Origin of the sequence: Adlercreutzia caecimuris B7, assembly GCF_000403355.2 — a bacterium.
Lineage (GTDB): Bacteria > Actinomycetota > Coriobacteriia > Coriobacteriales > Eggerthellaceae > Adlercreutzia > Adlercreutzia caecimuris.
This window is the reverse complement of the sequence record NZ_KE159646.1, coordinates 767346-790846: the sequence shown is the minus strand read 5'-3', so window position 1 is coordinate 790846 and position 23501 is coordinate 767346. Positions and strand designations below refer to the sequence as shown.

Sequence of the window (23501 nt, the reverse complement as noted above, 5' to 3'; positions counted from 1 at the left end):
CCCATGGCTGTCACCATCTATTACGAGCAGGACTGCAACCCCGACATCATCAAGGGCAAGAAGATCGCCATCATCGGCTACGGCTCCCAGGGCCACGCCCATGCGCTGAACCTGAGGGATTCCGGCTGCGACGTGCGCGTGGGCCTGCGCGAGGGCTCGGCGTCCCGGGCTGCGGCCGAGGAGGCGGGCCTGCGCGTGTGCGACATGGCCACGGCCGCCGAGGAGGCCGACCTCATCATGATCCTCGTGCCCGATGAGCTGCAGCCGGCCGTCTACGAAAAGTTCATCGCCCCGCACCTGAAACCCGGCGACACTCTCGCCTTCGCCCACGGCTTCAACGTGCACTACGGCTATATCACCCCGCCCGAGGATGTGGACGTCATCATGTGCGCGCCGAAGGGCCCCGGCCACATCGTGCGCCGCCAGTACACCCAGGGCTTTGGCGTGCCGGACCTCGTCTGCGTGGCCCAGGACGCCTCGGGCACCGCTTGGGACACGGCTCTCTCCTACGCCTGGGGCGTGGGCGGGGCGCGCTCCGGCATCATCAAGTGCACCTTCGCCCAGGAGACCGAGGAGGACCTCTTCGGCGAGCAGGCGGTGCTCTGCGGCGGTCTTGTGGAACTGGTGAAGGCCGGCTTCGAGACGCTCGTGGAGGCGGGCTACCCGCCCGAGCTCGCCTACTTCGAGTGCTACCACGAGATGAAGATGATCGTGGACCTTATGTACGAGCGCGGCATCCATTTCATGAACTACTCCATCTCCAACACCGCCGAGTACGGCGAGTACTACGCTGGCCCCAAGGTCATCAACGACGAGAGCCGCCAGGCCATGCGCGACATCTTGGCCCGCATCCAGGACGGCACTTTCGCCCGCGAGTTCGTCGAGGACTGCAACAACGGGCACGCATGGCTCTTGAAGCAGCGCGAGGCCATCAACACCCACGAGATCGAGAAGACCGGCGAGCGCATTCGCTCCATGTTCTCCTGGGATAAGTAGCTCCAAGCTTCTGACCTGGCGATACAATCCCTGTCACGCAAACGCGTGACAGGGATTTTTTCGTCTTGCGTGACAAAATCACGGTTCTGCGTGATAGCCAGGCGCCGGTTTCGGGGGCATAGTGGGCAGCGTTGAGACAACGGCAACTGTGAAGCGCGGCGGAGGGAAGAGCGTCGGCCGGCTTCGAAGCGAAGAAGGAGATTTCCCCTATGAAGATTCTTGGTCTGGGCGTGCCCGAGCTCGTTATCATCCTCGTCGTCGTGCTGCTCATCTTCGGCCCGAAGAACCTGCCCAAACTCGGCGCCTCCCTCGGCAAGACCGTGAAGAGCCTGCGCGAGGGCATGGCCTTCGACAAGAAGGACGACGAGGGCGCCGAGGAGATCGTCGAGATCGTGGAGGACGAGCCCGATCCGGCCGTGGCCGGCGCGGGTGCGACCGAGGTGAAGACGGTCAAGAAGGTCGTCAGGAAAAAGGCCGAGTAAACTCCCTTTTGCGAACCACCCCGCGGCCCTCGGGCGCGGGGCGTTCAACCCTCCCTCCCAAGCGAAGCGGCGTCTGCCTTTCGGCAAGCGCCGCTTCGCTTCGTTATGGGGTACAATAGGCAGCCGGCAATGAACGATGATGAGAGGGGAGGGCTTGTGGGCCATTCGGTAGCGCCGCGCCTGCGCCAGGCCCGGCTCGCCATCATCGGATTCGGCTGCAACCAGGCGTTCCTATTCGCCATGTTGTATCTCGGTTCCTACAACGAAGGTTCCCAGCACGGGTTTTTCGTCGACCGAGCCGACCTGCTCTGCGTGCTCGTCGCCATGGCGGCCACCTTCGCCCTCATGATGCGCGCCCGTCCCCGCGCCGTGCTCATGGCGGGCGCCGAGAAGCTGGCCGCCTGCCTTGCGGTCCCCCTCTGCGCGGTGCTCTTCGCGCTCGTGGCCCTGCGCGCGGCGCTGCCCGGGGTGCCCTGGCTCGCCTTCGCTGTAATCGAGGGCGTTGTGGCCGGGGTGCCGCTGGCGCTGCTTCTGTGCCTGTGGGGCCGTGTGCTCGGCGAGGTCTCCATCGACCAGTCGGTGCCCGAGGTGTTCATCGGCAGCGCCCTGGGTGCTGCGGTATGCTTCCTCGTTATGGCCGTGCCGGTGGCGGGGGCCTACGTGGTGCTGTACGCGCTGCCCGTGGGAAGCGCCTGGGCCCTGCGCGCCTTGAGCGCCGTTCCCGCTGGGGGACAGACGCGGCCCGCGGATGCAGCCGGGGCGCAGGCGCCGCGCACCTCCGGCGCCTCTTCCGTGCCCGATGCGGCGGGGGCGGCCCCGTCGGAGGAGGCAGCGAAGCTCTCGGGGCGCATCGTCGCGGGCACGGTCGTCTACGGCGTGGCCACCGGGGCCGTGGAGGCCCTGGCCGCCAGCGCCGAGTACTCGGCCCACGCGTCGCTCTCCGTCACCTTCGCGCTGTTCGTGCTGTACTGCGTGGCGGCCCTGCAGCTGTACGGGGGCCGGCCGCTGTCGGCTGGGGTGCGGGCGGTGCTGCCCGGCGGCAACGGGGCGGAGGTGGGGCCTTTGGGCGGTGCCTACCGCTTGGCGCTGCTGCTCATGGTCGGCGGCTTTGTGGCCGTGCCCCTCCTGGAGAGCGTGGGCGTCTCCGGCGTATCGGTGGTGCTGGCGGGGTATCTCGGCGTCTTCTCGGTGCTCATCTCGCTGTTCCTCATCATGGGGCGCATCGCCGGACGCGACAGCGTTCGCTCCTTCGCCCGCGGTTTCGCGGCCCTGTTCGCCGGCGAGATCGCCGGCGTGCTGCTCGGCGGGGCCATCGGGGCGGTGCCCGGCGCCTTCGACACCTCCGCGGCGCTCGTGGCCGCGGCGGGGGTGGCGGTCATGTACGCCTACCTGTTCCTGTTCACCGAGCGCGACATGGCGGCCCTGTCGGTGGTGGTGGCCCAGACCGACCGGTTCGAGGAGGCCTGCGCGCGCATCGTCGGCGAGGCCAAGCTCTCCAAGCGCGAGGCCGAGATTCTGCCTTTGGCCCTGCGCGGCCGCACCGCCGAGCGCATTGCCGGCGAGTTCTTCATCTCGAAGAACACCGTGGACACCCATCTGCGCCGCATTTACGCGAAGTGCGGCGTGCACACCCGCCAGGAGCTCATCGACCTGGCAGAGCGCATCGAAGGCGAGCTGTCATAGGCTATGGGCGCCCAGCACGGTTTCTCGTTCAGCGAATTTTCACAGGCGGGCTTCGTCTCCGATGCCGCGCGCCCGGACGGGCGCGGCGGCGCGGCGGGTGCCCGCATCGAGGAAGGAAGTCTCATGGAGGTCACCCTCTACTCCGACGGAAGTTCCCGGGGCAACCCCGGGCCGGGCGGCTACGGCACTATCCTGCGCTACAAGGCGCCCTCGGGCGCGGTGCACGAGAAGGAGTTCTCCGAGGGGTTCTCCTGCACCACGAACAACCGCATGGAGCTGCTCGGCTGCATCGTGGGCCTGGAGGCGCTGCGCCGCCCCTGCACGGTGACGGTGTACTCCGATTCGCAGTACCTCGTGAACGCCTTCAACCAGAACTGGGTGGCCGGCTGGCTCAAGCGCGGCTGGAAGAACGCGCAGAAGCAGCCGGTGAAGAACGTCGATCTGTGGAAGCGCCTCTTGGCTGCCAAAGAGCCCCATGCCGTCACGTTTGTCTGGGTGAAGGGGCATGCGGGCCACGCCGAGAACGAGCGCTGCGACGCGCTCGCCACCGCCGCCGCCGACAACCCCGCCTGCCATAAAGAGGACGCGGGGTTTAAAGGCTAGGTGTTGTGTGCCAATAGGTTGTTTACGCCGACGATGCGCGACATGGGCGGCAGGCCCCCGCAGGCGCTGTGCGGCCTGTCCCAATTATAATGCTCGATGAAGGCGGGGAGGGCGGCGGCCCTCCCCGCCTCGCTCTCCCACGCCCTGCCGTACTGCCACTCCTGGGCGAGCGTGCGGTTCATGCGCTCGACCTTGCCGTTCTGCCAGGGGCTGAAGGGCCTCGTGTAGACGTGGCGGACCCCGCGCCCCTCGAGCAGCGCGTTGAACTCGCCGCTGCGGTAGCCCGGCCCGTTGTCGGTCATCACGCGCTCGACCGAGACGCCCATCTCCCCGAAGAAGCCCAGGCAGCGGCCCATGAAGGCCGCGCAGGTGCCCTTGCGCTCGTCGGGCAGCAGCTCGGCGTAGGCCACGCGGCTGAAGTCGTCGACGGCGACGTGCAGGCACGCCGTGCCCGCCCCCGGCCTCGGCCGGCCGGCGCGGCCGCGCGCCCGCCAGCCCCCGCCGTCGGGGACGCGGGCCACCTTCTTGACGTCGACGTGCAGCAGCTCGCCGGGGGCCTCGCGCTCGTAGCGCACCGGCGTCGCGGGGCCGCGGCGCCGGACCTCGCCGGTCACACGGTCGACGTCGGCGAGGCGCGGCATCCCGCGGCGGGCCACTATCCTGGCGCAGGTGCGGGCGGGGACGCCGGTGGCCGCCGCCAGCGCGAGCGGCGCGAGCAGCATGGACGCGCGGGCCTCGGCGACGCGCTCCTCGGCGTCGGGCGGCGTGAGCCTGGCGAGCCTGCGCGGCCGGCTGCTGCGGTCCGCCAGCCCCTCGCCGCGCCGGCTGCGGCGCAGCCACTTGCACGCGGTCTGGCGGCTGACGCCCATCTGGCGGGCGGCGTCGGCCACGCCGACGCCGGATTCTATGCGGGAAACGAGGGTTTCCCGCCCCCTCGGGGTCAGCTTTGCGTTAGGATGCGATGGCATGGGAGGCCCCCTTCGCTGCGAATCTAGACAACTCACAGCTTGGCGGAGGCCTCCCTATTTGTCGCCACCCGGATGTAAACAACGTCTTGGCACTAAACAGCTAGGCGAGGTCGGCGCAGTAGCTGCGGGGGTGGATGCGCCGGCCGCTTTCCGGGAACAGGTGGGCGTAGATGGCCATGAAGTAGCTATCGGTCATGGACGCCAGGTAGTCCACCACGATCTGGTTGGGCTCGCCGGCCAGGTAGGTCTCGGGCGTGACCGAGCGCGACTGGGCCGCCAGGCGCTTCACGTGGTGGCGGAAAACGGGGGAGTTCTGCCGCCCGTGGACAAGGTCGTCTAGCAGGCGCGCGTACATCTCCTCGAACATCTCCTCCACGATGTTCTCGGTCGCATCCACCATGCCTTCGCGCTCGTAGATGATCTCGTAGTTCTGGCGCTTGGCCCGCTTCAGGTCGGCGAAGATCTCCGCGCTCATGGCGATGCGGTCGCGCCCGTAGGAGTTGTTCACGATGTCCACGGTGAGGTTGTTGATGATGGCGGCGTTCGTGACGCCCATGACCTCGCTCTCGAACACGTCGTAGGAATCGAGCACGCCCATGGCCACGGCGTCCTGGCGGTCCTTGCCGATGTAGGCGATCATGTCGGACACGCGCACCACGCAGCCCTCGAGGGTGGAGGGCCTCAGCGTCTTGATGACCTGCTCGTCGGCGTTGCAGGCGGCCACGAGCGCGTCGAGCTCGTCGAAGGTGGCCGTGGTGCCGACCGAGAGCACCTGCTGGGCGAACTCGCCGTTGTGGCAGAGCACGCCGTCCAAGGTCTGCAGCGAGATGTTGCGCCGGTACAGGTCGTCGAGCACCCGCACCGAGTGCACGTTGTGGTTGAAGTAGCGTCCCGTGCGCCCGTGGTAGCAGGCCGACAGGAACCGCTCGCCGGCGTGGCCGAAGGGGGTGTGGCCCACGTCGTGGCCAAGGGCAATGGCCTCGATGAGGTCGGTGTTCAGGCCCAAAAGCGCGCCGATGCCCCGGGCGATGCGGCTCACGAGCTGCACGTGCAGCCCGCGCCGCGAGATCTCGTCGTTCTCGGCGAAGGAGAACACCTGGGTCTTGTCGGCATAGCGGTTGTAGGCCGGGATGTTGAGCACCTTCTCGATATCGCGCGCGAAGGCCGGCCGCGTGAGGGTGGCCGCGTCGTGGGGAAGATCTTCGCGCCGGGTGATGGCCCTATCGTCGAACCGGTAGGGGGACAGCGTGCCGGTCGCGCGGTCCTCGCGGATGGCCTCTTCCACCAGCGGATCCAAAGTCAGGTAGGGGATGCGCGCAGATGCCATGGTCGCTCGCTTTCTCGCTCGTCGTCGTTCGCGGCCTATTGTAGTGTCTGAAACATTTGTTTGCAGGCGGGGTGGTATACTTCACAGGAAAAAGAGCAACGGGAAGGAGCGCGGGCGCGTGGCGGGCATCAGCGACGAGGACATCCAGAAAGTACGCGATGCGAGCGACCTTATCGCCGTCGTCGGCGAGCGCGTGCCGGTGAAACAGAAGGGCCGCGACTTCTGGTGCTGCTGTCCCCTGCACCAGGAGAAGACCCCCTCGTTCAAGATGGATCCCTCCACGCAGCTGTGGCACTGCTTCGGCTGCGGCGAGGGGGGCGATGTGTTCGCCTTTGTCATGAAGACCGAGGACCTCACCTTTCCCGAGGCGGTGCGAAGGCTGGCCGAGCGCGCCCACATCGACATCGTGGAAAGCGGCGGGCGCGCCATTCCCGCCAGCCAGAAGGCGCGCCTGAAGGAGATCTGCGCGCGCACGGCCGAGTTCTACCACACCCAGCTCATGCGCGGACGCGGGGCGGAGGCCGACGCCGCCCGGGCCTATCTGGCCGGCCGCGGCTTCGGGGGCGACGTGCCGAGGAAGTGGAACTTAGGCTTCGCCCCCGGCCGCGGCGCGCTCGTGCGGCACTTGACCCAGCTCGGCTTCAAGCCTGCCGACATGATCGCCGCCAACGTGGCCCTGGACGGACGGGGCGGTCCGGTGCGCGACCGCTTCTACAATCGGGTGATGTTCCCCATCTTCGACGTGTCGGGCGACTGCATCGCCTTCGGCGGCCGCGTCATCGGCACCGGCGAGCCGAAGTACCTGAACTCCGGCGAGACGCCGCTGTTCCACAAGTCCCAGGTGCTCTACGGGCTCGATCACGCGAAGGCCGCCATGGCCTCTTCGGGCGTGGCCATCGTGGTAGAGGGCTACACCGATGTGATCGCCCTGCATGAGGCGGGTATCGAAAACGCGGTGGCCACCCTCGGCACGGCGCTCACCATGCGGCACATCCGGGTGCTTTCGCGCCATGCCTCAAAGCGCATCGTGTACCTGTTCGACGGCGATGCGGCCGGCCAGCGTGCGGCCGATCGGGCGCTGGCCTTCATCGACAAGTCCATGACGCCGGAGGCCGGGCGCTCCCAGGTGGAGCTCGTGGCCGTCACGCTGCCCGACAACCTGGATCCGGCCGAGTTCGTGGCCGCTCGCGGCGCCGATGCGCTGCAGGCGCTGGTGGATGGGGCCAAGCCGCTTCTGGAGTACGGCATCGATCGGCGCTTGGCGAGCCACAACCTGGATACGGCCGAGGGGCGCGCCCGGGCGCTCGAGGCGTGCCTGGAGGTGCTCGCGCCCATCAAGGAGTCTATTCTGGCGAAGGACTACGCCGTGCGGCTGGCGGGACGGCTGCGCCTGCGGGAAAACGATGTGCTGGAGGCGCTGGCCGCCAAGGAGCCGGCGCGCTACCAGGACCGCGACCGCGAGACCGAGGCGGCTGCGGTGCCGCCGCGGGCCCCGCAGCGCGCGCTTTCCCAAGCCGAGCGCAACCGCCTGCGCTTCGAGCGGGAGTTTTTGAGCCTCGTGGCCCAAAACCCGCTCGTGGGCCTTGCCCATGCCGACGCGCTCGCCCAGATTCAGTGGCACGAGGACGTGCACCGGATTTTGGCCGAGTCCATCTTGGCCACGTTGGCCGAGAATCCCGCTGTCGCGCCGGCCGAGGTGGTCACCCGTGCGGCCACGGCCACGCCGCACGCGGCCCGGGTGCTCACCGGGGGCGGCTCTGTGGCCGCTGCACCCGAGGTTGCCGGTGCCTATCTGGCCGAGGAGCTGGCCCTAGGCGATGCCGAGGAGGCTGCCGGTGCCCTCTTGGCCCAGCTGGCCGCCGGGGTCTCGCCGGAGGAGGCCGAGCTTCTGCACGCCGCCGTCACGGCCCTGCAGAAGGATGTGGCCGCGCGGCGGGTGGCCCATCGCGCCCTGCCCCAGGAGTAGCGTCCGGCGGCGGGCGGCATCGGGGCACGCCGCTGCGTTTGCGGGGCGGCCGCGCTGCATCCGGGGGCAGCCCTTCTGCGGCGCTTTCTCCGTCTGCATCTGCGGCTTTTTCCGTCTTGCCTCTCCGCCGTCTGGCGCTGCGCCGCCGATGGCGGGAGCGGAAGCGGAGATTTCGCGCGGTATATGGACGGCGCGGGTGCTTCGGTTCACAATATATTAGTTAATCGCAGCTTCATGCCATCCCGCCGCGCGCGGCGGGTCCCATACTCGAGAAAAGGAGCCTTCGTGCTGCCCATCGTCATCGCCCCCGATCCGCTGCTCGCCACCGTGTGCGAGCCGTGCGATTTGTCCGACAAGTCCCTCAAGCGCCTCTCCAAGCAGATGGCCCATGCCATGTACAAGAACTACGGCTGTGGTATCGCCGCGCCCCAGGTGGGCGTTACCAAGCGCCTTGTCGTCATCGATGTCGACTGGGACGGCGAGAAGGGGGAGAAGAACCCCATCGTGCTCGTGAACCCCGAGATCGTGGAGCTCGCCGGCGAGCCCGAGGAGGGCGGCGAGGGCTGCCTGTCGTGCCCCGGCGTCACCGTGCCGGTGAAGCGTCAGCCCTGGGCGCGCGTGCAGTACTACGATCTGGACGGCGAGCTGTGGGAGATCGAGGGCGACGGCCTGCTCGGTCGCTGCCTGCAGCACGAGATCGATCACTTGAACGGCAAGACGCTCTTCGAGAGCTGCGATCCGGTGACCCGCATCGAGGCGCTGCGGGCCTACGACGAGGCCAAGGCCGCCGGCGCGCGACCCGGCGACACCGACATCGAGGTGAAGTAGGGTGCGCGTCGTCTACATGGGCACGCCGGCCTTCTCGGCCGACATCTTGGAGCAGCTCATCCCGCACCACGAGGTGGTGGCCGTCTACACTCGGCCCGATGCGGTGCGCGGCCGCGGAAGGGAGCTCGCGCCTTCGCCGGTGAAGCGGGTGGCCGAGGCAGCCGGCATTCCCGTGCGCTGCCCGCGTACCCTGCGCGATGCCGAGGAGCAGGCCGCGCTCGCCGCGCTCGCCCCTGACGTCATCTGCGTGGCTGCCTACGGCATGCTCCTGCCGCCCGAGGTGCTGGCCGTTCCCGTTCACGGCTGCCTGAACGTGCACGGCTCGCTTCTGCCGCGCTGGCGCGGGGCGGCCCCCATCGAGCGGGCTATCCTCGCGGGCGATGCGGAGGTGGGCGTGTGCATCATGGCGATGGAGGAGGGGCTTGACACGGGCGACTTCTGCGTGTGCCGCTCCATTCCGGCCGACGGCGCCACCGCCGAGAGCCTCACGGCCGATCTGGCCGATCTGGGTGCGAGCGCGCTTCTGGTGGCCCTCTCTCAGGTGGAGGCGGGCCGCGTTGCCTGGGTACGCCAGGACGAGACACAGGTCACCTATGCCGATAAGATCGCCAAGGGCGAGCTGAACCTGGATCCCGCCGAGCCGGTTGTCGTGAACGACCGCCGGGTGCGCGCGTCGAGCGCGGCCCATCCGGCCCGCTGCCTCATTGGCGGACGTGGCGTAACGGTGCTGTCCGCCCATCCCGCCCCAGGCGTTGCCCTGGTTTCGGGAGCGGCGCGGCTTTCCGCCAAACGACTGTATATCGGGTGCGCCGACGGCGCCCTGGAAGTAACCGAAGTGAAGCCCGATGGCAAGCGTGCCATGGAGGCAAAGGCCTTCGCAGCCGGCGTGCCCGCGCTGCGGGGCGAGGAAGGAACCTGGTCCTGTGTCTAACGATCACCACTCCCACAATCAGCGGCGCTCCTACGATCGTGCCTCCCAGGGCGATCGCAACGCCCAAGGCGGCCCGCGTCAGAATCGCGGACCGCGTCCCGGCGGCAAGCCCTACGGCAATCGGGACGGCAAGCCCGGCGGCTTCCGCGGCGGCAAGCCCTCCGGCCCCCGCAAGGACGGCAAACCCTACGGCAGCCGTGACGGCAAACCCGGCGGCTTTCGCAAGGACGACCGCGGCCCCCGCAGGGACAGCGGCTTCCGCAAGGACGGCCCCCGCGACGGCAAGCCGTTCGAGAAGCGGCGCTTCGACGACGAGCGCCCCCGCGGCCCACGCAAGGACTTCAAAGACCGCGACGGCAAGCCGTCCGGCGACCGCGCGCCCCGCGGCGATTTCGCTTCCCGCGACGGCAAGCCCGGCGGCTTCCGCAAGGACGATCGCGGCCCGCGTCGCGACTTCCGCGAGCAGAGCCATCCGCGCGAGGTGTTCGTCGACGGCAAGTTGATGGCCGCTCCCGACCAGGATGCCCCGCGCCACCGCGACGACCGCGGCGGCTTCCGCGGCGGCCCGCGCCGCGGTCAGGAGACTGGCGTGAAGGCCCATAAGGCCACCACGGCGCGCCAGCTGGCCCTGGCGGCCCTTCACCAGATGCGCGGTCGCGATGCCTTCGCCCAGGACATTATCGCCAAGACCATCGATACCTCCCGCATCTCCCGGGAAGAGCGGGCCTTCGCCACGCGTCTCGTGCTCGGCGTGGCCAGCACTCGCGGTACGCTGGAGGAGATCGTGACCAGCTGCATGGACTCGCCCGACGACGCGGCCCCCGCTGTGCGCGACGCGCTGTGCCTGTCGACCTACGAGATCGTCTTCCTGCAGAAGAGCCCGCATGCGGCGGTGGATCAAGGCGTCGAGCTGGTAAAATCGGTAGCTCCCCGCGCGGGGGGCTTGGCCAACGCGGTGCTGCGTCGGGTGGTGCGCGCCAAGGAGGACTTCCCCTTCGGCGATCCGCGCACCGATATCGCGGCCTATGCGCGCCTGCATGGATTCCCCGTGTGGCTCGCCAAGCGGCTCATCGTCGAGCTGGGGCCCCAGAGCGCCCGCGACTTCATGGTGGCCTCCAACGAGCCCGCGCCGGTGTTCGTCGCCGTGAACGCCGTAAAGGCCACCGACGACGAGGTGGTCGCGGTGCTGGCCGATGCCCACGGCGAGCCGAAGCCGGTGGAGGTGAACGGGCGCGCGGTGCCCGGTTGCTACCGCGTGTGCTCCGGCGTGCCGCTGCTTGACGGCCGCGTGCGGCGCATGTTCAGCCAGGGCCTCCTGCTCGTGAGCGACGCCACTTCCCAGGCCATTGCGAGCCTGGTGGTGGGCGAGGACGCGCCGGCTTCCTTCCTGGAGGTGGGCGCCGGGCGCGCCACCAAGACCATCCTCGGCCAGAGTCTGGCCTATCGCCGCTTCGGCGCGCAAATTCCCGACTATGTGACCGTGGACGTGCATGCCTTCAAGACGAAGCTTCTGCAGGAGCGTGCCGAGCAGTACGGCATCCAGGTGGCCGAGCCCTTCATCGGAGACGCCACCGATCTGAACGCGCTCGTGGGCGAGCGCACTTTCGACCGCGTATTCATCGATTCGCCGTGCACGGGCCTGGGCACCCTGCGCCGCCATGCCGATATCCGCTGGCGTTTGCGTCCCGAGACCATCGAGGAGTCGGCCGAGCTGGACGCGCGTCTGCTCGCGAGCGCGGCGCCCCACGTGGCACCGGGCGGCATCCTGGCCTACGCCACCTGCACCATCACTCGCGAGGAGAACGCCGATGCGGTGGAGGCCTTCCTGGCCACCGAGGCCGGTGCCGCCTTCGAGGTCGTGCCCTACGACAACTCCGATCTGGGCATCGAGTCGCCGTTCTTCTCGGTGTCCCTGGAGCCCGGCGGCCCCGATGCCCACTTCCTCGCCCTTTTGCGGAAGAAGGCCTAAGGAACTGAGACGGCTGCCTCTGCGATGCGGATCCGCCGGGAGCTCCGGGATTCCCGGCGGCTTATCTTCCAAGGCGAAGAGGCCTTTTTGCGACAAATAGGCCGATCGAGCGACATTTGACGGCTCGAAATGAGCCTATCTGCGACAAATAAGACGATGGGGCGACATTTTTTGACTTACGATGTCGCCCAATCAATCGATTTGTCGCATTTTGCGTTTCTCGTTCGGGACAGACGCTTCTCAATGGAATAACGGGGGAATCTCTTCGGGGAGGGAGGAATCTCTTCGGGGGGGGGAGAGGGAGGAATCTCTTCGGGGGGGGGAGGGAGGAATCTCTCCTAAAGGGAGGGATATGGTTGCGAAGAAGGAGCCCCTCGATGGGGTAAAGCGGTTTCGGCGGAGCTGCGGCTTCCTTCGAGGCATCGTTGCCTCTGCTTTTCGTCTGCGCCGATAGCGTGCCCGTGGGAAAAACTATGGGTGCATTGCCGATAATTTTACGAATGTGAAGCGCCTGCCGCCGAGGTGTCAGTAAAATAACGGGCTACGTATTATTCCGAGATCGAAAAGGAGGTCGCAGGTCGTGGAGCCGAATATCAAAGAGGTGGCGGGGCGCATCCGCGCTCTGCGCGAGGACATGGATCTCACCCTGCAGGAGATGGCCGAGGCCACGGGCCGCACCACTGCCGAGTACGCCGCTCAGGAAAGCGGCGAGGAAGACCTGTCCTTCACCTTCCTGTACAAGTGCGCCGACAAGTTCGGCGTGGACGTCATCGAGCTTTTGACCGGCGAGAACCCGCACTTGACGGGTTACTCGCTCGCCCGTGCCGGCGAGGGGCTGTCCATCAAGCGCCGCGCGGGCTTCGAGTACCTGCACAAGGCGCCGCACTTCCGCCACAAGCTGGCCGAGCCCTTCGTGGTGACGGCGCCGTACCTGGAAGAGGAGCAGGATGTGCCGGTGCACCTGTCGCGCCACGAGGGCCAGGAGCTCGATTTCATCATCTCCGGCCAGATGCGCTTCGCCTACGAGGACCACGAGGAGATCCTGAACGCGGGCGACGTGGTCATGTACGATTCCGGCCGCGGCCACGGCATGGTAGCCACCGGCGGCGCGCCCTGCGTGTTCCTCGCTATCGTCATGAAGCCCGAGGGGGAGAAGATTATCTAGGCGGCCCGGCCCGCGCTCGCAGCGCCTTTGTGTGCATGCGTGCGGGTGGCTCCGGCGTCGCCTTTCCACGATCATCTTTCGCCGACGACTTTATGAACAAGGAACCTATCATGCGACATATCAACGAACGTTACGGCACCGAGGCCTACGACGACAACGGCCTGCTCACCCAGTTCGACGTGAACGTGCCCGCCGACTTCAACTTCGCCTACGACGTGGTGGACGACATCGCCCTGGCCGACCCCGACCGCACCGCCATGGTGTGGTGTAACCCCGAAGGCGAGGAACACGTCTTCACCTTCGCCGACATGAAGTACTGGTCGGACAAGACGGCCAACTTCTTCGCGGAGTGCGGCATCGGCCGCGGCGACTTCGTCATGGTCATCCTGCGGCGCCACTATCAGTTCTGGTTCACCATGCTGGCCCTGGAAAAGCTGGGCGCGGTGGCGGTGCCCGCTACCTTCATGCTGAAGGAGCACGATCTGACGTACCGCCTCAAGGGTGCCGACATCAAGGCCGTGGTGTGCACGAGCGCCGGCGACATCGCCGATGTGGTGGACGCCGTGGCAGGGGAGTGCCCCAGCGTAGAGACGCTCATCTTGGTGAACCCGGCCGGCGCGGGCCTCACGGCTCAGGATGCCGACGGTGCCTGGCTCATCGGCGAGGGCGAGCTGGCCGGTCCTGTGCTCTCGGGGCCCGAGGGCATCTGCGCGGCCCCGGCCGAGCGCGCGGGCTGGCGCGACTTCAACAGCGAGGTGCGCGCGGCCCCGGCCGACTTCGCCCGACGCGAGACCGCGGCCGCCGACCCCATGCTCATGTACTTCTCCAGCGGCACCACGGGCAATCCCAAGATGGTCCTGCACGACGCGGGTTACGCGCTCGCGCATCTCATCACGGCGAAGCACTGGCACAACGTGAATCCCGAAGGGCTGCACTTCACCATCGCCGATACCGGATGGGGCAAGGCCGTGTGGGGCAAGTTCTTCGGGCAGTGGCTCATGGAGGCCGCGGTGCTCACCTACGACTTCGACCGCTACAACCCTGCCGATATCCTCGCGCTCATCGGGAAGTACGGCGTGACCACCTTGTGCTGCCCGCCCACTATGTACCGCCTCATGACCGAGGTGGACGTGGACGCCTTCGACTTGTCCAGCCTCCAGTACTGCACCACAGCCGGCGAGGCGCTGAACCCCGATCTGTTCGACTTCTGGCGCGAGCACACGGGGATCACCATCTTCGAGGGCTTCGGCCAGACCGAAACGCCCCTGACCGTGGGCAACCTCACGAACTCCACGCCGCGGCCCGGCTCCATGGGAAAGCCCGTGCCGCTGTACCGCATGGCCATTTTGCGCGGCGACGGCACCGAGTGCGATACTGGCGAGACCGGCGAGATCTGCATCGGGATAGACCCGCATCCGGCCGGCATCATGATGGAGTACTACCGCAACCCCGAGAAGACCGCCGAGGCCATGTACGACGGCTGGTACCACACCGGCGACACGGCCTGGCGCGACGAGGAGGGCAACTACTGGTACGTGGGCCGCAACGACGATGTCATCAAATCGAGTGGGTATCGCATCGGGCCCTTCGAGATCGAGAGCGTGCTTCTGGAACACGACGCCGTGCGCGAGTGCGCGGTGACCGGCGTGCCCGACCCGGTGCGCGGATTCGCCGTGAAGGCCACGGTGGTGCTTGCCGACGGGTGGAAGGGCTCCGACGCGCTTACCGAGGAGCTGCAGAAGTGGGTGAAGCGCCAGACCGCCCCCTACAAGTACCCGCGCATCATCGAGTACGTGGACGACTTGCCGCGCACCGTGAATGGGAAGATCCGCCGCGCGGCCATCCGCGAGGCCGACCGCACCCACCGCGAGTCGAAGAAGACCCCCGAGGGACTGATCTAGGGTGGCAGGCGTGCGCGAGCTGCCCTTCGCGCTGGCGCCGGTGACCGTGGTGGTGGGCCACTACGGGGTGGGGAAGACCAACTTCGCCCTGAATCTGGCCCTCGACGCCGCCGCAGCCGGCTACGAGGTCACCTTGGCCGACATGGACGTGGTGAACCCGTATTTCCGCTCGAGCGAGTACGCAAGCCTGCTGGAGGAAGCGGGCGTGCGCCTCATCGCCCCGGTGTTCGGCGGCGCGGGGACGAGCCTGGACGTGCCCTCGCTCACCGGCGCGGTGGTGCCCGCCATCGAGGCCGCCTATGCGGAAGACGCCGAGCGCGCCCTCGGCGGGGCATCCGGAGCGGCTGCAACTGTCGCGCGGGACGTCCATCTAAGCGTCGCCGGCAAGGCGGTCGTCATCGACGCCGGGGGCGATGACGTGGGCGCCACGGCGCTCGCGCGCTTCGCGCCGGCCATCCGCGCGGGGCGCCACGAGGTGCTCTACGTGGTGAATGCCCGCCGCAACCTCACACAAACCGCCGACGAGGCCGCCGCGGTGCTCGGCGAGATCGAGGAGACATGCGGTCTTGCCGCCACGGCGGTGGTGAACAACACCCACCTCCAGGGCGAGACGACGCTGGGACACATCACGGAAAGTGTCCCGTTCGCCCAGACGGTAGCCCGGAAGGCGGGGGTTCCGGTTGCGTGCACTACGGTGCCGAAGTCGGCCATTCGGCGGGAAAGCGACCCTGCCGCGGCGCTGTCGAAGCTGCCGAGTAGCTATCCTGTGGAAGTGCTGGTGGCGCCGCCCTGGGCCTGAGGGCGCGCTACGGTATATAAGAGAGAAACGGCAGCGGCGCTGTGCGCGCCGCCCGAGAGATTGAGGAGGTTCCCATGGCGCGAGTTACCGTCGACGACTTCTTCTGCAAGGGCTGCGGCCTGTGCGTGGACGTCTGCCCGGTATCCATCCTCGAGCTGGATCCGGACGTTATCACGGCTAAGGGCTATCATCCGGCCCATTGCGTCGATCAGGACAAGTGCACGGGCTGCTGCACGTGCGCGACGATGTGCCCGGATGTGGCCATCACGGTGGAAAGGTAGTCCCATGGCAGAGAAAGTACTCATGAAGGGCAACGAGGCCATGGCCGAGGCGGCCATGCGCGCCGGTTGCCGCTTCTTCTTCGGTTACCCCATCACCCCGCAGACCGAGGTGGCGGCCTATATGGCGAAGATGATGCCGAAGGTGGGGGGCACCTACCTGCAGGCCGAGTCCGAGGTGGCGGCCATCAACATGGTCTACGGCGCCGCAGCCGCCGGCGCGCGCGTCATGACCTCCTCGTCGAGCCCGGGCATCTCGCTCAAGAGCGAGGGCATCTCCTACATGGCCGGCGCCGATCTGCCGGGCGTCATCATCAACGTGCAGCGCGGCGGCCCGGGCCTCGGCTCCATCCAGCCCTCCCAGGCCGACTACTGGCAGGCCACCAAGGCCACGGGCCACGGCGACTTCCACCTGGTGGTGTACGCGCCCTCCACGGTGCAGGAGATGGCCGACTTCGCTTTTAAGGCCTTCGACACCGCCGATGAGTACCGCGTGCCCGTCATGATCATGGCCGACGGCATGCTCGGCCAGATGATGGAGCCGGTGGTGCTGCCCGAGCCGCTTTCCGCAGATGAGTTGCCCGAGAAGCCCTGGGCTACCACGGGCCACGCCATGAAGCGGCTCCACAACGTGGTGAACTCGCTGTATCTGACCGCCGAGGACCTGGAAGACTTGAACCGCGAGCGCTACGAGCGCTATGCGACCATCATCGAGAACGAGCAGCTGTCGGAAAGCTACCTCACCGAGGATGCCGACATCGTGCTCGTGGCTTTCGGCGGCGCGGCCCGCGTGGCCCGCTCGGCGGTGAACGCGGCCCGCGAGCAGGGCGTCAAGGCGGGCCTTTTCCGGCCCATCACCCTGTGGCCCTTCCCGACCGAGGCGCTTTCGGCCCTCGTGCCCCAGGCCAAGGCCTTTCTCGATGTGGAGATGAACATGGGCCAGATGATCGAGGACGTGCGCCTGGCCGTTGCCGGCGCGGCGCCTGTGGAGTTCTTCGGCCGCACCGGCGGCGTCATCCCGACGCCCGACGAGGTGCTCGCGGCTATTGTCGCGTTGAATGAGAAAGCGGGTGAGTAACATGGCAGAGACGACCGATAAGGACCTGAAGGTGGTTTTCGAGCGCCCCCATGCGCTTTTGCCCGTGGTCACGAACTTCTGCCCGGGATGTCCCCACGGCATCGTGGAGCGCCTGGTGGCCGAGACCATGGACGAGCTGGGCATCGAGGGCGATACCATCGGCGTGGCACCGGTGGGCTGCTCCGTCATCTCCTACGACTTCTTCGGCTGCGACATGATCGAGGCTGCCCACGGTCGCGCGCCGGCGGTGGCCACCGCGGTGAAGCGCGTGCACCCCGACAAGGTGGTCTTCGCCTACCAGGGCGACGGAGACTTGGCCTCCATCGGCATGGCCGAGACCATCCACGCGGCCACTCGCGGTGAGAACATCACCATCATCTTCATCAACAACGCCATCTACGGCATGACCGGCGGCCAGATGGCTCCCACCTCGCTGCCGAACCAGGTGACTCAGACAAGTCCCTACGGGCGCGACGTGGCAACGGCCGGCAATCCTATCCGCGTGAGCGAGCTTCTGAACGCGCTTGACGGCCCGGCCTATATCGAGCGCGTGACGGTGGATACGCCCAAGAACGTGCGCAAGGCGAAGAAGGCCATCAAGAAGGCGTTCCAAAACCAGGTGGACGGCGTGGGCTATTCGTTCATCGAGGTGGTGTCCACCTGCCCCACGAACTGGGGTATGACGCCGCAAGGCGCCTTCGAGTGGATGCGCGAGAACATGCTGCCCTACTACCCGCTCGGCGTGGTGCGCGACGTGGCCGCCGAGGGCTTCGCCAATGCCGCCGAGGCTGCGGCCGCCCGCAACGCGGACTGTCCCATCGCCCATCCCGAGAACGCCGAAGGAGGCAACTAATGGCCCAGGAACTCTCATGCGTCGTGGCCGGCTTCGGCGGCCAGGGGTCGCTCTTCGCCGGCAAGGTCATCGCCACGGCCGGCCTCATCGAGGATCGCGAGGTGTCATGGATGCCCTCCTACGGCCCCGAGATGCGCGGCGGCACTGCCAACTGCTCGGTCACGCTGTCCGATGCGCCTATCGGAAGCCCGCTTGTGCTGGCGCCCAACGCGCTCATCGCCCTGAACCAGCCCTCCTTCGACAAGTTCATCGACACGGTGGTCGACGGCGGCACGGTTGTGGTCGACACGGCCATGGTTCCGCAGCTGAGCGAGCCTGCGGGCGTCACCGTCATCGGCATTCCCGCCACCAAACTCTGCGAGGAGGCGGGCATCAAGGGCCTCGGCAACATCGTGCTCATCGGCAAGCTCTGGGCCGAGGTGGGCTTTTGCAGCCGCGAGGCGCTCGATGCGGCCATCGCCAAGTGCGTGCCGGCCAAGCGTCCCGAGAAGCTCGAACAGAACCGCCGCGCCATCGAGCTCGGCATTAGCGCCTAGAAGGAAGTGACGAACATGGAAGAGAACCTGAAAGAGCTCGGCATGCGCGTCCAGGGCCTGCGCGAGGCCTGCGACGTGTCGCGCCACACCATGGCCCAGGAGCTGGGCGTGGACATCGACACCTACCGCGCGTGGGAGGAGACCGGGGTGGACATCCCCATCTCGGCCATCTACCACATGGCCACGAAGTTCAACGTCGATCTCGCCGAGATCCTCACGGGCACGGCGCCGAAGCTCGACACCTACCATGTGGTGCGCAACGGCGAGGGAATCGACGTGGACCGCTTCCCGGGCTACCAGTACGAGGATCTGGCCTGGCGCTACGCCCGCAAGATCATGCAGCCCCTGCGCGTGGTGCTCGATCCGGCCGACGACGACGCCGAGCTGGTGAGCCATGGCGGCCAGGAGTTCAACTACGTGGTAGACGGCTCCATCACGCTCGTGTTCCAGGATCGCGAGATCGTGCTGAACGCCGGCGACTCCATCTACTTCAACCCGAACTACCCCCACGGCCAGCGCTGCAACGGCGATGCGCCGGCCACCTTCATCACCATCATCGCCGAGTAGTCTTACCCCGGAAGAGCAGCGCGGACGACCGCAGGAGAACAGAGAGAAGCAATCAACCATGGATCATGTTCTGAAGAAATACTGCCCCCGTATCGAGTTCGACTCCTACGAGGACTTCGCGGAGAGCTTCCGTATCGAGGTTCCCGAGGCCTTCAACTTCGGCTTCGACGTCGTGGACGAGTGGGCCCGCGTGGAGCCCGACAAGCGCGCGCTTCTGTGGTGCAACGATGCCGGCGAGGAGCGCGCCTTCACCTTCACCGATATCAAGCACCTCTCGAACCAGGCCGCCAACGCTTTCGCCGACATGGGCATCGGCAAGGGTGACGTGGTGATGTGCATCCTGCGCCGCCGCTGGGAGTACTGGGTGTGCGCGGTGGCCCTGTGCAAGCTGGGCGCCACCATCATCCCCGCGTCGCTGCAGCTTACCCGCAAAGACGTGGTGTACCGCGCCAACAGCGCCGACGTGCGCGCTATCGTGGCGGTGAACGACGACTACGTGTGCACCCAGGTGGAACAGGCCATGCCCGACTGCCCCACGGTGCGTGAGAAGTTCATCGTGGACGGCAGCCGCGAGGGCTGGGTCGACTTCGACGACCTCATCGCCGGGTTCCCCGACACCTTCGAGCGGCCGACCGGCGAGGCGGCCGTCACCTCCAAGGACATCATGCTCATGTACTTCACGAGCGGCACGACCGGCAACCCCAAGGCCGTCGAGCACAACTTCGCTCACCCGCTCGGCCACATCATCACAGCGAAGTACTGGCAGCAGGTGCGCGAGGACAAGCTGCACATGTCGGTGACCGACTCGGGCTGGGCCAAGTTCGGCTGGGGCAAGATCTACGGCCAGTGGATCTGCGGCGCGACCATCTTCGCCTACGACATGGACAAGTTCGTGCCCGCCAAGCTGCTGCAGAAGATCCAGGACTACAAGCTCACCACCTTCTGCGCGCCGCCCACCATGTACCGCTTCATGCTCCAGGAGGATGTGGCCGCCTACGATCTGTCCAGCGTGGAGAACTTCGCCACGGCCGGCGAGCCTTTGAACGCCGAGGTGACCATCCAGTGGGAGCGTCTCACGGGCAAGAAGATCCGCGAGGGCTTCGGCCAGACCGAGGGGCCGGTGCTCCTGGCCACCTTCCCCTGGGTGGAGCCGCGCCCCGGTTCCATGGGCAAGCCCTCTCCGCTTCTGAACGTGAAGCTGCTGGACGACGAGGGCCACGAGGTGGAGGACGGCGAGGAGGGCGCCATCTGCGTGACGGGCCTGAAGGAGGCCTACCCGCCGGGCCTGTTCGTCGGCTACTACGGCAATCCCGAGAAGACCGCCGAGGCCGTGGGCGGGGAGTACTACAACCTCCACGACATGGCCTGGCGCGACTCGGACGGCTACTGCTTCTTCGTGGGCCGCAACGACGATGTCATCAAGTGCTCCGGCTACCGCATCGGCCCCTTCGAGGTGGAAAGCGCCCTCGTGGAGCATCCGGCGGTGGTGGAATGCGCCGTCACGGCCGCGCCCGATCCCATCCGCGGCAAGGTGGTGAAGGCCACGGTGGTGCTGGCCCGGGGCTACGAGGGCACCGATGCGCTGACCCGCGAGCTTCAGGAGCACGTGAAGAAGACCACCGCGCCCTACAAGTACCCGCGCATCATCGAGTACGTCGACGAGCTGCCCAAGACCATCGGTGGCAAGATCAAGCGCAAGCTCATCCGCACCAACGACGGCATCGAGGAATAGTCGCGTCGCGGGCTGCGGTCGGTATTTGGCAACGAACGGTTGAAGAGGGCGCCTTGCGGGGCGCCCTTGCCATAATCGGGCGCTTATCGGCAAAAATAGCCTGAAACGGCGTTGTCAAGAAGGAGGGATTTCGGGTATTATGAGCGATGAAGCGAAACCCCCAGGGTCGATGACGCTGTGCGCGTGGCGAGCCGTGCGTCCTCGTTCCTCGAGGTTCTGATCAGCTGGGGAGGGCAGATCTGCTCGCTTCGCACCAGGGAGGCGCATCCGCGCCTCGAAATCCCCAACTGGAAGGATGGAGTATGTCCGAAGAAGAGAAGACCGCCGAGGTCGCCGCGGTAGAGGAGACCGAGGCTGCGCCGGCTGCCAAGAAGGCGCGCAAGAAGTGGCCCATCGTGGTCGGCGTTGTCGTGGCTGTGCTGGTCGTAGCCGGTGCCGGCTTCTGGGTGTGGCATGAGCAGCCGAGCTTCTGCAACGCCATCTGCCATACGCCGATGGATCCCTATCTGCCGACCTACGAGGCTACCCCGGGCGAGCCCGCCACTGACAAGTGGGGCAACGAGCTCGAGACCGCCAGCGGTATGCTGGCCGCCGTGCACCGTGCCGATGAGTCCTCCGACATCACCTGCATGGGCTGCCATGTGCCCACCCTGTCCGAGCAGATCGGCGAGGGTATCAGCTGGGTGACTGGCAACTACGAGGTTATGGCTACTCAGGCCGGCATGCACGTGGTGCCCGAGAAGTCCCTCGAGGACCTCGTGGCCGCCCGCGGCATCGAGCCCGATCAGTTCTGCCTGAACGAGGGCTGTCACAACATGACCCGCGACGACCTGATCAAGGCCACCGAGGGCATGGCTCGCAACCCCCACGTGCCGCAGCATGGCGAGGTTGCCTGCGGCGACTGCCACAAGGCCCATCGCGCGTCGGTGAACTACTGCTCCAGCTGCCACAACGACGCCGAGATCCCCGAGGGCTGGATCTCCGCTGCCGACGACAAGAAGCTTGTCAAAGAGCTGGAGTCGATGAACAAGTAACTTCTCCCTTCGCCACGGGGAAAGTGGGAGGAAGGCCGTCTTCGGACGGCCTTCTTTCGTTTTGCCCAAAAGACGGTTACGGTTACGTGTCCGCTCATGGTTTCGCCACCGCGTTCGCGCGCGGGCGGTTCACTATGGGTCTGTGATCGCGAGCCGCCCACGGCAAGCGGCGACACAGGCGAAAGGAGCAGATCATGGAGCTAGAGAAGTCCCAGACATGGAAAAACTTGGAAACGGCCCTGTCCCAGGAGGCGGTGGCCTACGCCGAGTACACCTTCTACGCCCAGCAAGCGGCCAAGGACGGCTATACCCAGATCTCCGAGATCTTCAACGAGACGGCGGGCAACGAGCTGCACCATGCCAAGCTGCACTTCAAGAAGCTGCACGACGGGGCCGTGCCCGATACGCTGCAGAATCTGAAGGATGCCCAGGACGACGAGGACGCCGAGGTGAAGGTGTACACCGGCTTCGCCAAGACGGCCCGCGAGGAGGGTTTCGCCGAGCTGGCCGACTTCTTCGAGGGCCTGGCTGCCATCGAGAAGAGCCACCAGGACCGCTTCGATCTGCTCATCGAGCGCATCGAGAACGGCGAGGTGTTCCGCCGCAAGGAGGTGAAGGTGTGGGTGTGCACCGTGTGCGGCCACATCGAGATCGGCACCGAGCCTCCCGAGAAGTGCCCCGTGTGCGCCCATCCGCGCGGCCACTTCAAGATCAAGGCCGAGAACTACTAAGAAGACGAACGGGGCGCGCGAGGCGCCCTCTTCGTTGAAGCCCTCCGCCTGTCGGGGATGCGGGATACCTTGATTCGCTCAGACAGTCCTCGCTCTGCGAAACAGTCCACTGGACTGTTTCGTTCGCTGCGGAACTCGCTCGGTCAAGGCACCCCGCACCCCCTCTGCGCAGCGCCATCGCTTGCGGCCGATGCCGTTCGCGGAAATTCGAGCGAAATCTTAACGAGGGGCTTGTAAATCATCTTTTTGGGGTGTATGGTGCAACCGTCCTTTAAATGCGGTACAGAGAGGCCGACAAGGTACACCCCGTGCGCGGGGGCGCGACTGGCAAGCGTCGCGAACATAAGCGCACTCAGTGAGCCTCGTCGTCTGACGGGCTTTTTTATTGCCCGCCGGCGGCTGCGGAAGCGCGGAAAACTCGGACGCGCTTTCGGGTTTCGTCTGTACGCACTGAACCTGAGAAGGGAGTGTGTATGAACGACGCAAGCTTGGTCAAGTCCGTCTGCATGGATGCAGACGAGATCGAGCGGTCGGTGACGCGCATCGCGCACCAGATCCTTGAGGCCAACAAGGGGGCTGAGAACCTGGCGCTCGTGGGCATCGTGACCCGCGGCGATCTTCTCGCCAAGATGCTCGCCCACAAGATTCAGGAGATCGAGGGGGTGGATGTGCCCCTCGGCAAGCTGGACATCAGCTTCTACCGCGACGACTTCGCGACCCATTTCGCCCCGGAGGTCCATTCCACCGACATCTCCTTCGACATTGACGGCAAGACCGTCGTGCTCGTAGACGACGTGCTCTACACCGGCCGCACCATCCGCGCGGCGCTGGATGCCCTCATGGACATCGGCCGCCCGGCCGCCGTGCAGCTGGCGGTGCTCGTGGACCGCGGCCATCGCGAGCTGCCCATCCGCGCCGATTTCGTGGGCAAGAACGTGCCCTCCGCCTCCGACGAGAACGTGCGTCTGTTCCTCGAGGAAGTGGACGGTATCTCCGCCGTGGAGATCCTGGAAATCGAGCCGGGCAAGCGCGCCGGCTCCGCGCCGATCAAGAACAACGGGGGTGAGTAGGGCC

General features: G+C 66.8%; 22 protein-coding genes. 20 read left to right on the top strand and 2 right to left on the bottom strand.

Going from position 1 to position 23501, the window contains the following annotated elements:
- Positions 1 to 3: 3 nt before the first annotated feature.
- The 4 genes from ilvC (at position 4) to rnhA (ending at position 3764) form a co-directional block, all read left to right on the top strand.
- Positions 4 to 996 (top strand): ketol-acid reductoisomerase, encoded by a 993-nt coding sequence (gene ilvC / locus C811_RS07440; protein WP_016308920.1) that lies wholly within the window; start codon positions 4 to 6, stop codon positions 994 to 996.
- A gap of 209 nt (positions 997 to 1205) precedes the next feature.
- Positions 1206 to 1478 (top strand): twin-arginine translocase TatA/TatE family subunit, encoded by a 273-nt coding sequence (gene tatA / locus C811_RS07435; RefSeq protein ID WP_016308919.1) that lies wholly within the window; start codon positions 1206 to 1208, stop codon positions 1476 to 1478.
- Positions 1479 to 1634: 156 nt separating this feature from the next.
- Positions 1635 to 3161 (top strand): helix-turn-helix transcriptional regulator, encoded by a 1527-nt coding sequence (locus C811_RS07430; RefSeq protein ID WP_016308918.1) that lies wholly within the window; start codon positions 1635 to 1637, stop codon positions 3159 to 3161.
- A 123-nt stretch (positions 3162 to 3284) separates the two neighbouring features.
- A complete protein-coding gene (gene rnhA / locus C811_RS0103030; RefSeq protein WP_031324884.1) occupies positions 3285 to 3764 on the top strand; it encodes a ribonuclease HI in 480 nt (159 codons plus the stop codon).
- Here the strand turns inward: rnhA and C811_RS07425 are convergent.
- Together C811_RS07425 and C811_RS07420 are read right to left on the bottom strand one after the other, a co-directional pair.
- A complete protein-coding gene (locus C811_RS07425) occupies positions 3761 to 4732 on the bottom strand; it encodes an IS481 family transposase (RefSeq protein ID WP_016308429.1) in 972 nt (323 codons plus the stop codon). The genes rnhA and C811_RS07425 overlap by 4 nt on opposite strands.
- Positions 4733 to 4832: 100 nt before the next feature.
- A complete protein-coding gene (locus C811_RS07420) occupies positions 4833 to 6059 on the bottom strand; it encodes a deoxyguanosinetriphosphate triphosphohydrolase family protein (RefSeq protein ID WP_016308916.1) in 1227 nt (408 codons plus the stop codon).
- A 118-nt stretch (positions 6060 to 6177) separates the two neighbouring features.
- Between C811_RS07420 and dnaG the strand changes: the two genes are divergently transcribed.
- The 16 genes from dnaG to pyrR all read left to right on the top strand — a co-directional run bounded on the left by dnaG (position 6178) and on the right by pyrR (position 23497).
- Positions 6178 to 8025, top strand: coding sequence for a DNA primase (gene dnaG, locus C811_RS07415; protein ID WP_016308915.1), 1848 nt, complete (start codon positions 6178 to 6180; stop codon positions 8023 to 8025).
- A 234-nt stretch (positions 8026 to 8259) separates the two neighbouring features.
- Positions 8260 to 8853 (top strand): peptide deformylase, encoded by a 594-nt coding sequence (gene def / locus C811_RS07410; RefSeq protein ID WP_051127429.1) that lies wholly within the window; start codon positions 8260 to 8262, stop codon positions 8851 to 8853.
- Between the two features lies 1 nt (position 8854).
- Positions 8855 to 9784 carry a methionyl-tRNA formyltransferase gene (fmt, locus tag C811_RS07405; RefSeq protein ID WP_016308913.1) on the top strand — a complete coding sequence of 310 codons (930 nt, stop codon included), beginning with the start codon at positions 8855 to 8857 and terminating at the stop codon, positions 9782 to 9784.
- Positions 9777 to 11753 carry a transcription antitermination factor NusB gene (locus tag C811_RS0103020; protein ID WP_016308912.1) on the top strand — a complete coding sequence of 659 codons (1977 nt, stop codon included), beginning with the start codon at positions 9777 to 9779 and terminating at the stop codon, positions 11751 to 11753. The genes fmt and C811_RS0103020 overlap by 8 nt, the downstream gene beginning before the upstream one ends.
- A gap of 580 nt (positions 11754 to 12333) precedes the next feature.
- Positions 12334 to 12918, top strand: coding sequence for a helix-turn-helix domain-containing protein (locus tag C811_RS07395; protein WP_016308911.1), 585 nt, complete (start codon positions 12334 to 12336; stop codon positions 12916 to 12918).
- 110 nt (positions 12919 to 13028) lie between these two features.
- A complete protein-coding gene (locus tag C811_RS07390) occupies positions 13029 to 14819 on the top strand; it encodes an AMP-binding protein (RefSeq protein ID WP_016308910.1) in 1791 nt (596 codons plus the stop codon).
- Between the two features lies 1 nt (position 14820).
- The gene (locus C811_RS07385) at positions 14821 to 15618 is read left to right on the top strand and encodes a nucleotide-binding protein (protein ID WP_016308909.1); all 798 of its coding nucleotides are present in this window, start codon (positions 14821 to 14823) and stop codon (positions 15616 to 15618) included.
- A gap of 74 nt (positions 15619 to 15692) precedes the next feature.
- Positions 15693 to 15899, top strand: coding sequence for a 4Fe-4S binding protein (locus C811_RS07380; RefSeq protein WP_016308908.1), 207 nt, complete (start codon positions 15693 to 15695; stop codon positions 15897 to 15899).
- Between the two features lie 4 nt (positions 15900 to 15903).
- The gene (locus tag C811_RS07375; protein ID WP_016308907.1) at positions 15904 to 16974 is read left to right on the top strand and encodes a 3-methyl-2-oxobutanoate dehydrogenase subunit VorB; all 1071 of its coding nucleotides are present in this window, start codon (positions 15904 to 15906) and stop codon (positions 16972 to 16974) included.
- 1 nt (position 16975) lies between these two features.
- Positions 16976 to 17827 carry a thiamine pyrophosphate-dependent enzyme gene (locus C811_RS07370; protein ID WP_016308906.1) on the top strand — a complete coding sequence of 284 codons (852 nt, stop codon included), beginning with the start codon at positions 16976 to 16978 and terminating at the stop codon, positions 17825 to 17827.
- Complete coding sequence (locus C811_RS07365; protein WP_016308905.1) at positions 17827 to 18363, top strand: 2-oxoacid:ferredoxin oxidoreductase subunit gamma family protein; 537 nt, start codon at positions 17827 to 17829, stop codon at positions 18361 to 18363. The genes C811_RS07370 and C811_RS07365 overlap by 1 nt, the downstream gene beginning before the upstream one ends.
- Positions 18364 to 18378: 15 nt before the next feature.
- Complete coding sequence (locus C811_RS07360) at positions 18379 to 18930, top strand: helix-turn-helix domain-containing protein (RefSeq protein WP_016308904.1); 552 nt, start codon at positions 18379 to 18381, stop codon at positions 18928 to 18930.
- 58 nt (positions 18931 to 18988) lie between these two features.
- The gene (locus C811_RS07355) at positions 18989 to 20662 is read left to right on the top strand and encodes an AMP-binding protein (protein WP_016308903.1); all 1674 of its coding nucleotides are present in this window, start codon (positions 18989 to 18991) and stop codon (positions 20660 to 20662) included.
- Positions 20663 to 20964: 302 nt separating this feature from the next.
- Positions 20965 to 21696: a cytochrome c-type protein Cgr1 gene (gene cgr1, locus C811_RS07350; protein WP_016308902.1), complete on the top strand. Its 732-nt coding sequence runs from the start codon at positions 20965 to 20967 to the stop codon at positions 21694 to 21696.
- Between the two features lie 194 nt (positions 21697 to 21890).
- Entirely contained in the window at positions 21891 to 22427 is a 537-nt protein-coding gene (locus C811_RS07345) for a rubrerythrin family protein (RefSeq protein WP_016308901.1), read from the top strand.
- 473 nt (positions 22428 to 22900) lie between these two features.
- Positions 22901 to 23497, top strand: coding sequence for a bifunctional pyr operon transcriptional regulator/uracil phosphoribosyltransferase PyrR (gene pyrR, locus C811_RS07340; protein WP_016308900.1), 597 nt, complete (start codon positions 22901 to 22903; stop codon positions 23495 to 23497).
- The last annotated feature ends 4 nt before the right edge of the window (positions 23498 to 23501 follow it).

Bases quoted from the DNA above. Each gene is read 5' to 3' on its own strand.
- ilvC (WP_016308920.1), top strand. From the start codon at position 4: ATGGCTGTCACCATCTATTACGAGCAGGACTGCAACCCCGACATCATC.
- tatA (WP_016308919.1), top strand. From the start codon at position 1,206: ATGAAGATTCTTGGTCTGGGCGTGCCCGAGCTCGTTATCATCCTCGTC.
- rnhA (WP_031324884.1), top strand. From the start codon at position 3,285: ATGGAGGTCACCCTCTACTCCGACGGAAGTTCCCGGGGCAACCCCGGG.
- C811_RS07425 (WP_016308429.1), bottom strand. From the start codon at position 4,732: ATGCCATCGCATCCTAACGCAAAGCTGACCCCGAGGGGGCGGGAAACC.
- C811_RS07420 (WP_016308916.1), bottom strand. From the start codon at position 6,059: ATGGCATCTGCGCGCATCCCCTACCTGACTTTGGATCCGCTGGTGGAA.
- def (WP_051127429.1), top strand. From the start codon at position 8,260: ATGCCATCCCGCCGCGCGCGGCGGGTCCCATACTCGAGAAAAGGAGCC.
- C811_RS07390 (WP_016308910.1), top strand. From the start codon at position 13,029: ATGCGACATATCAACGAACGTTACGGCACCGAGGCCTACGACGACAAC.
- C811_RS07380 (WP_016308908.1), top strand. From the start codon at position 15,693: ATGGCGCGAGTTACCGTCGACGACTTCTTCTGCAAGGGCTGCGGCCTG.
- C811_RS07375 (WP_016308907.1), top strand. From the start codon at position 15,904: ATGGCAGAGAAAGTACTCATGAAGGGCAACGAGGCCATGGCCGAGGCG.
- C811_RS07370 (WP_016308906.1), top strand. From the start codon at position 16,976: ATGGCAGAGACGACCGATAAGGACCTGAAGGTGGTTTTCGAGCGCCCC.
- C811_RS07365 (WP_016308905.1), top strand. From the start codon at position 17,827: ATGGCCCAGGAACTCTCATGCGTCGTGGCCGGCTTCGGCGGCCAGGGG.
- C811_RS07360 (WP_016308904.1), top strand. From the start codon at position 18,379: ATGGAAGAGAACCTGAAAGAGCTCGGCATGCGCGTCCAGGGCCTGCGC.
- C811_RS07355 (WP_016308903.1), top strand. From the start codon at position 18,989: ATGGATCATGTTCTGAAGAAATACTGCCCCCGTATCGAGTTCGACTCC.
- cgr1 (WP_016308902.1), top strand. From the start codon at position 20,965: ATGTCCGAAGAAGAGAAGACCGCCGAGGTCGCCGCGGTAGAGGAGACC.
- C811_RS07345 (WP_016308901.1), top strand. From the start codon at position 21,891: ATGGAGCTAGAGAAGTCCCAGACATGGAAAAACTTGGAAACGGCCCTG.
- pyrR (WP_016308900.1), top strand. From the start codon at position 22,901: ATGAACGACGCAAGCTTGGTCAAGTCCGTCTGCATGGATGCAGACGAG.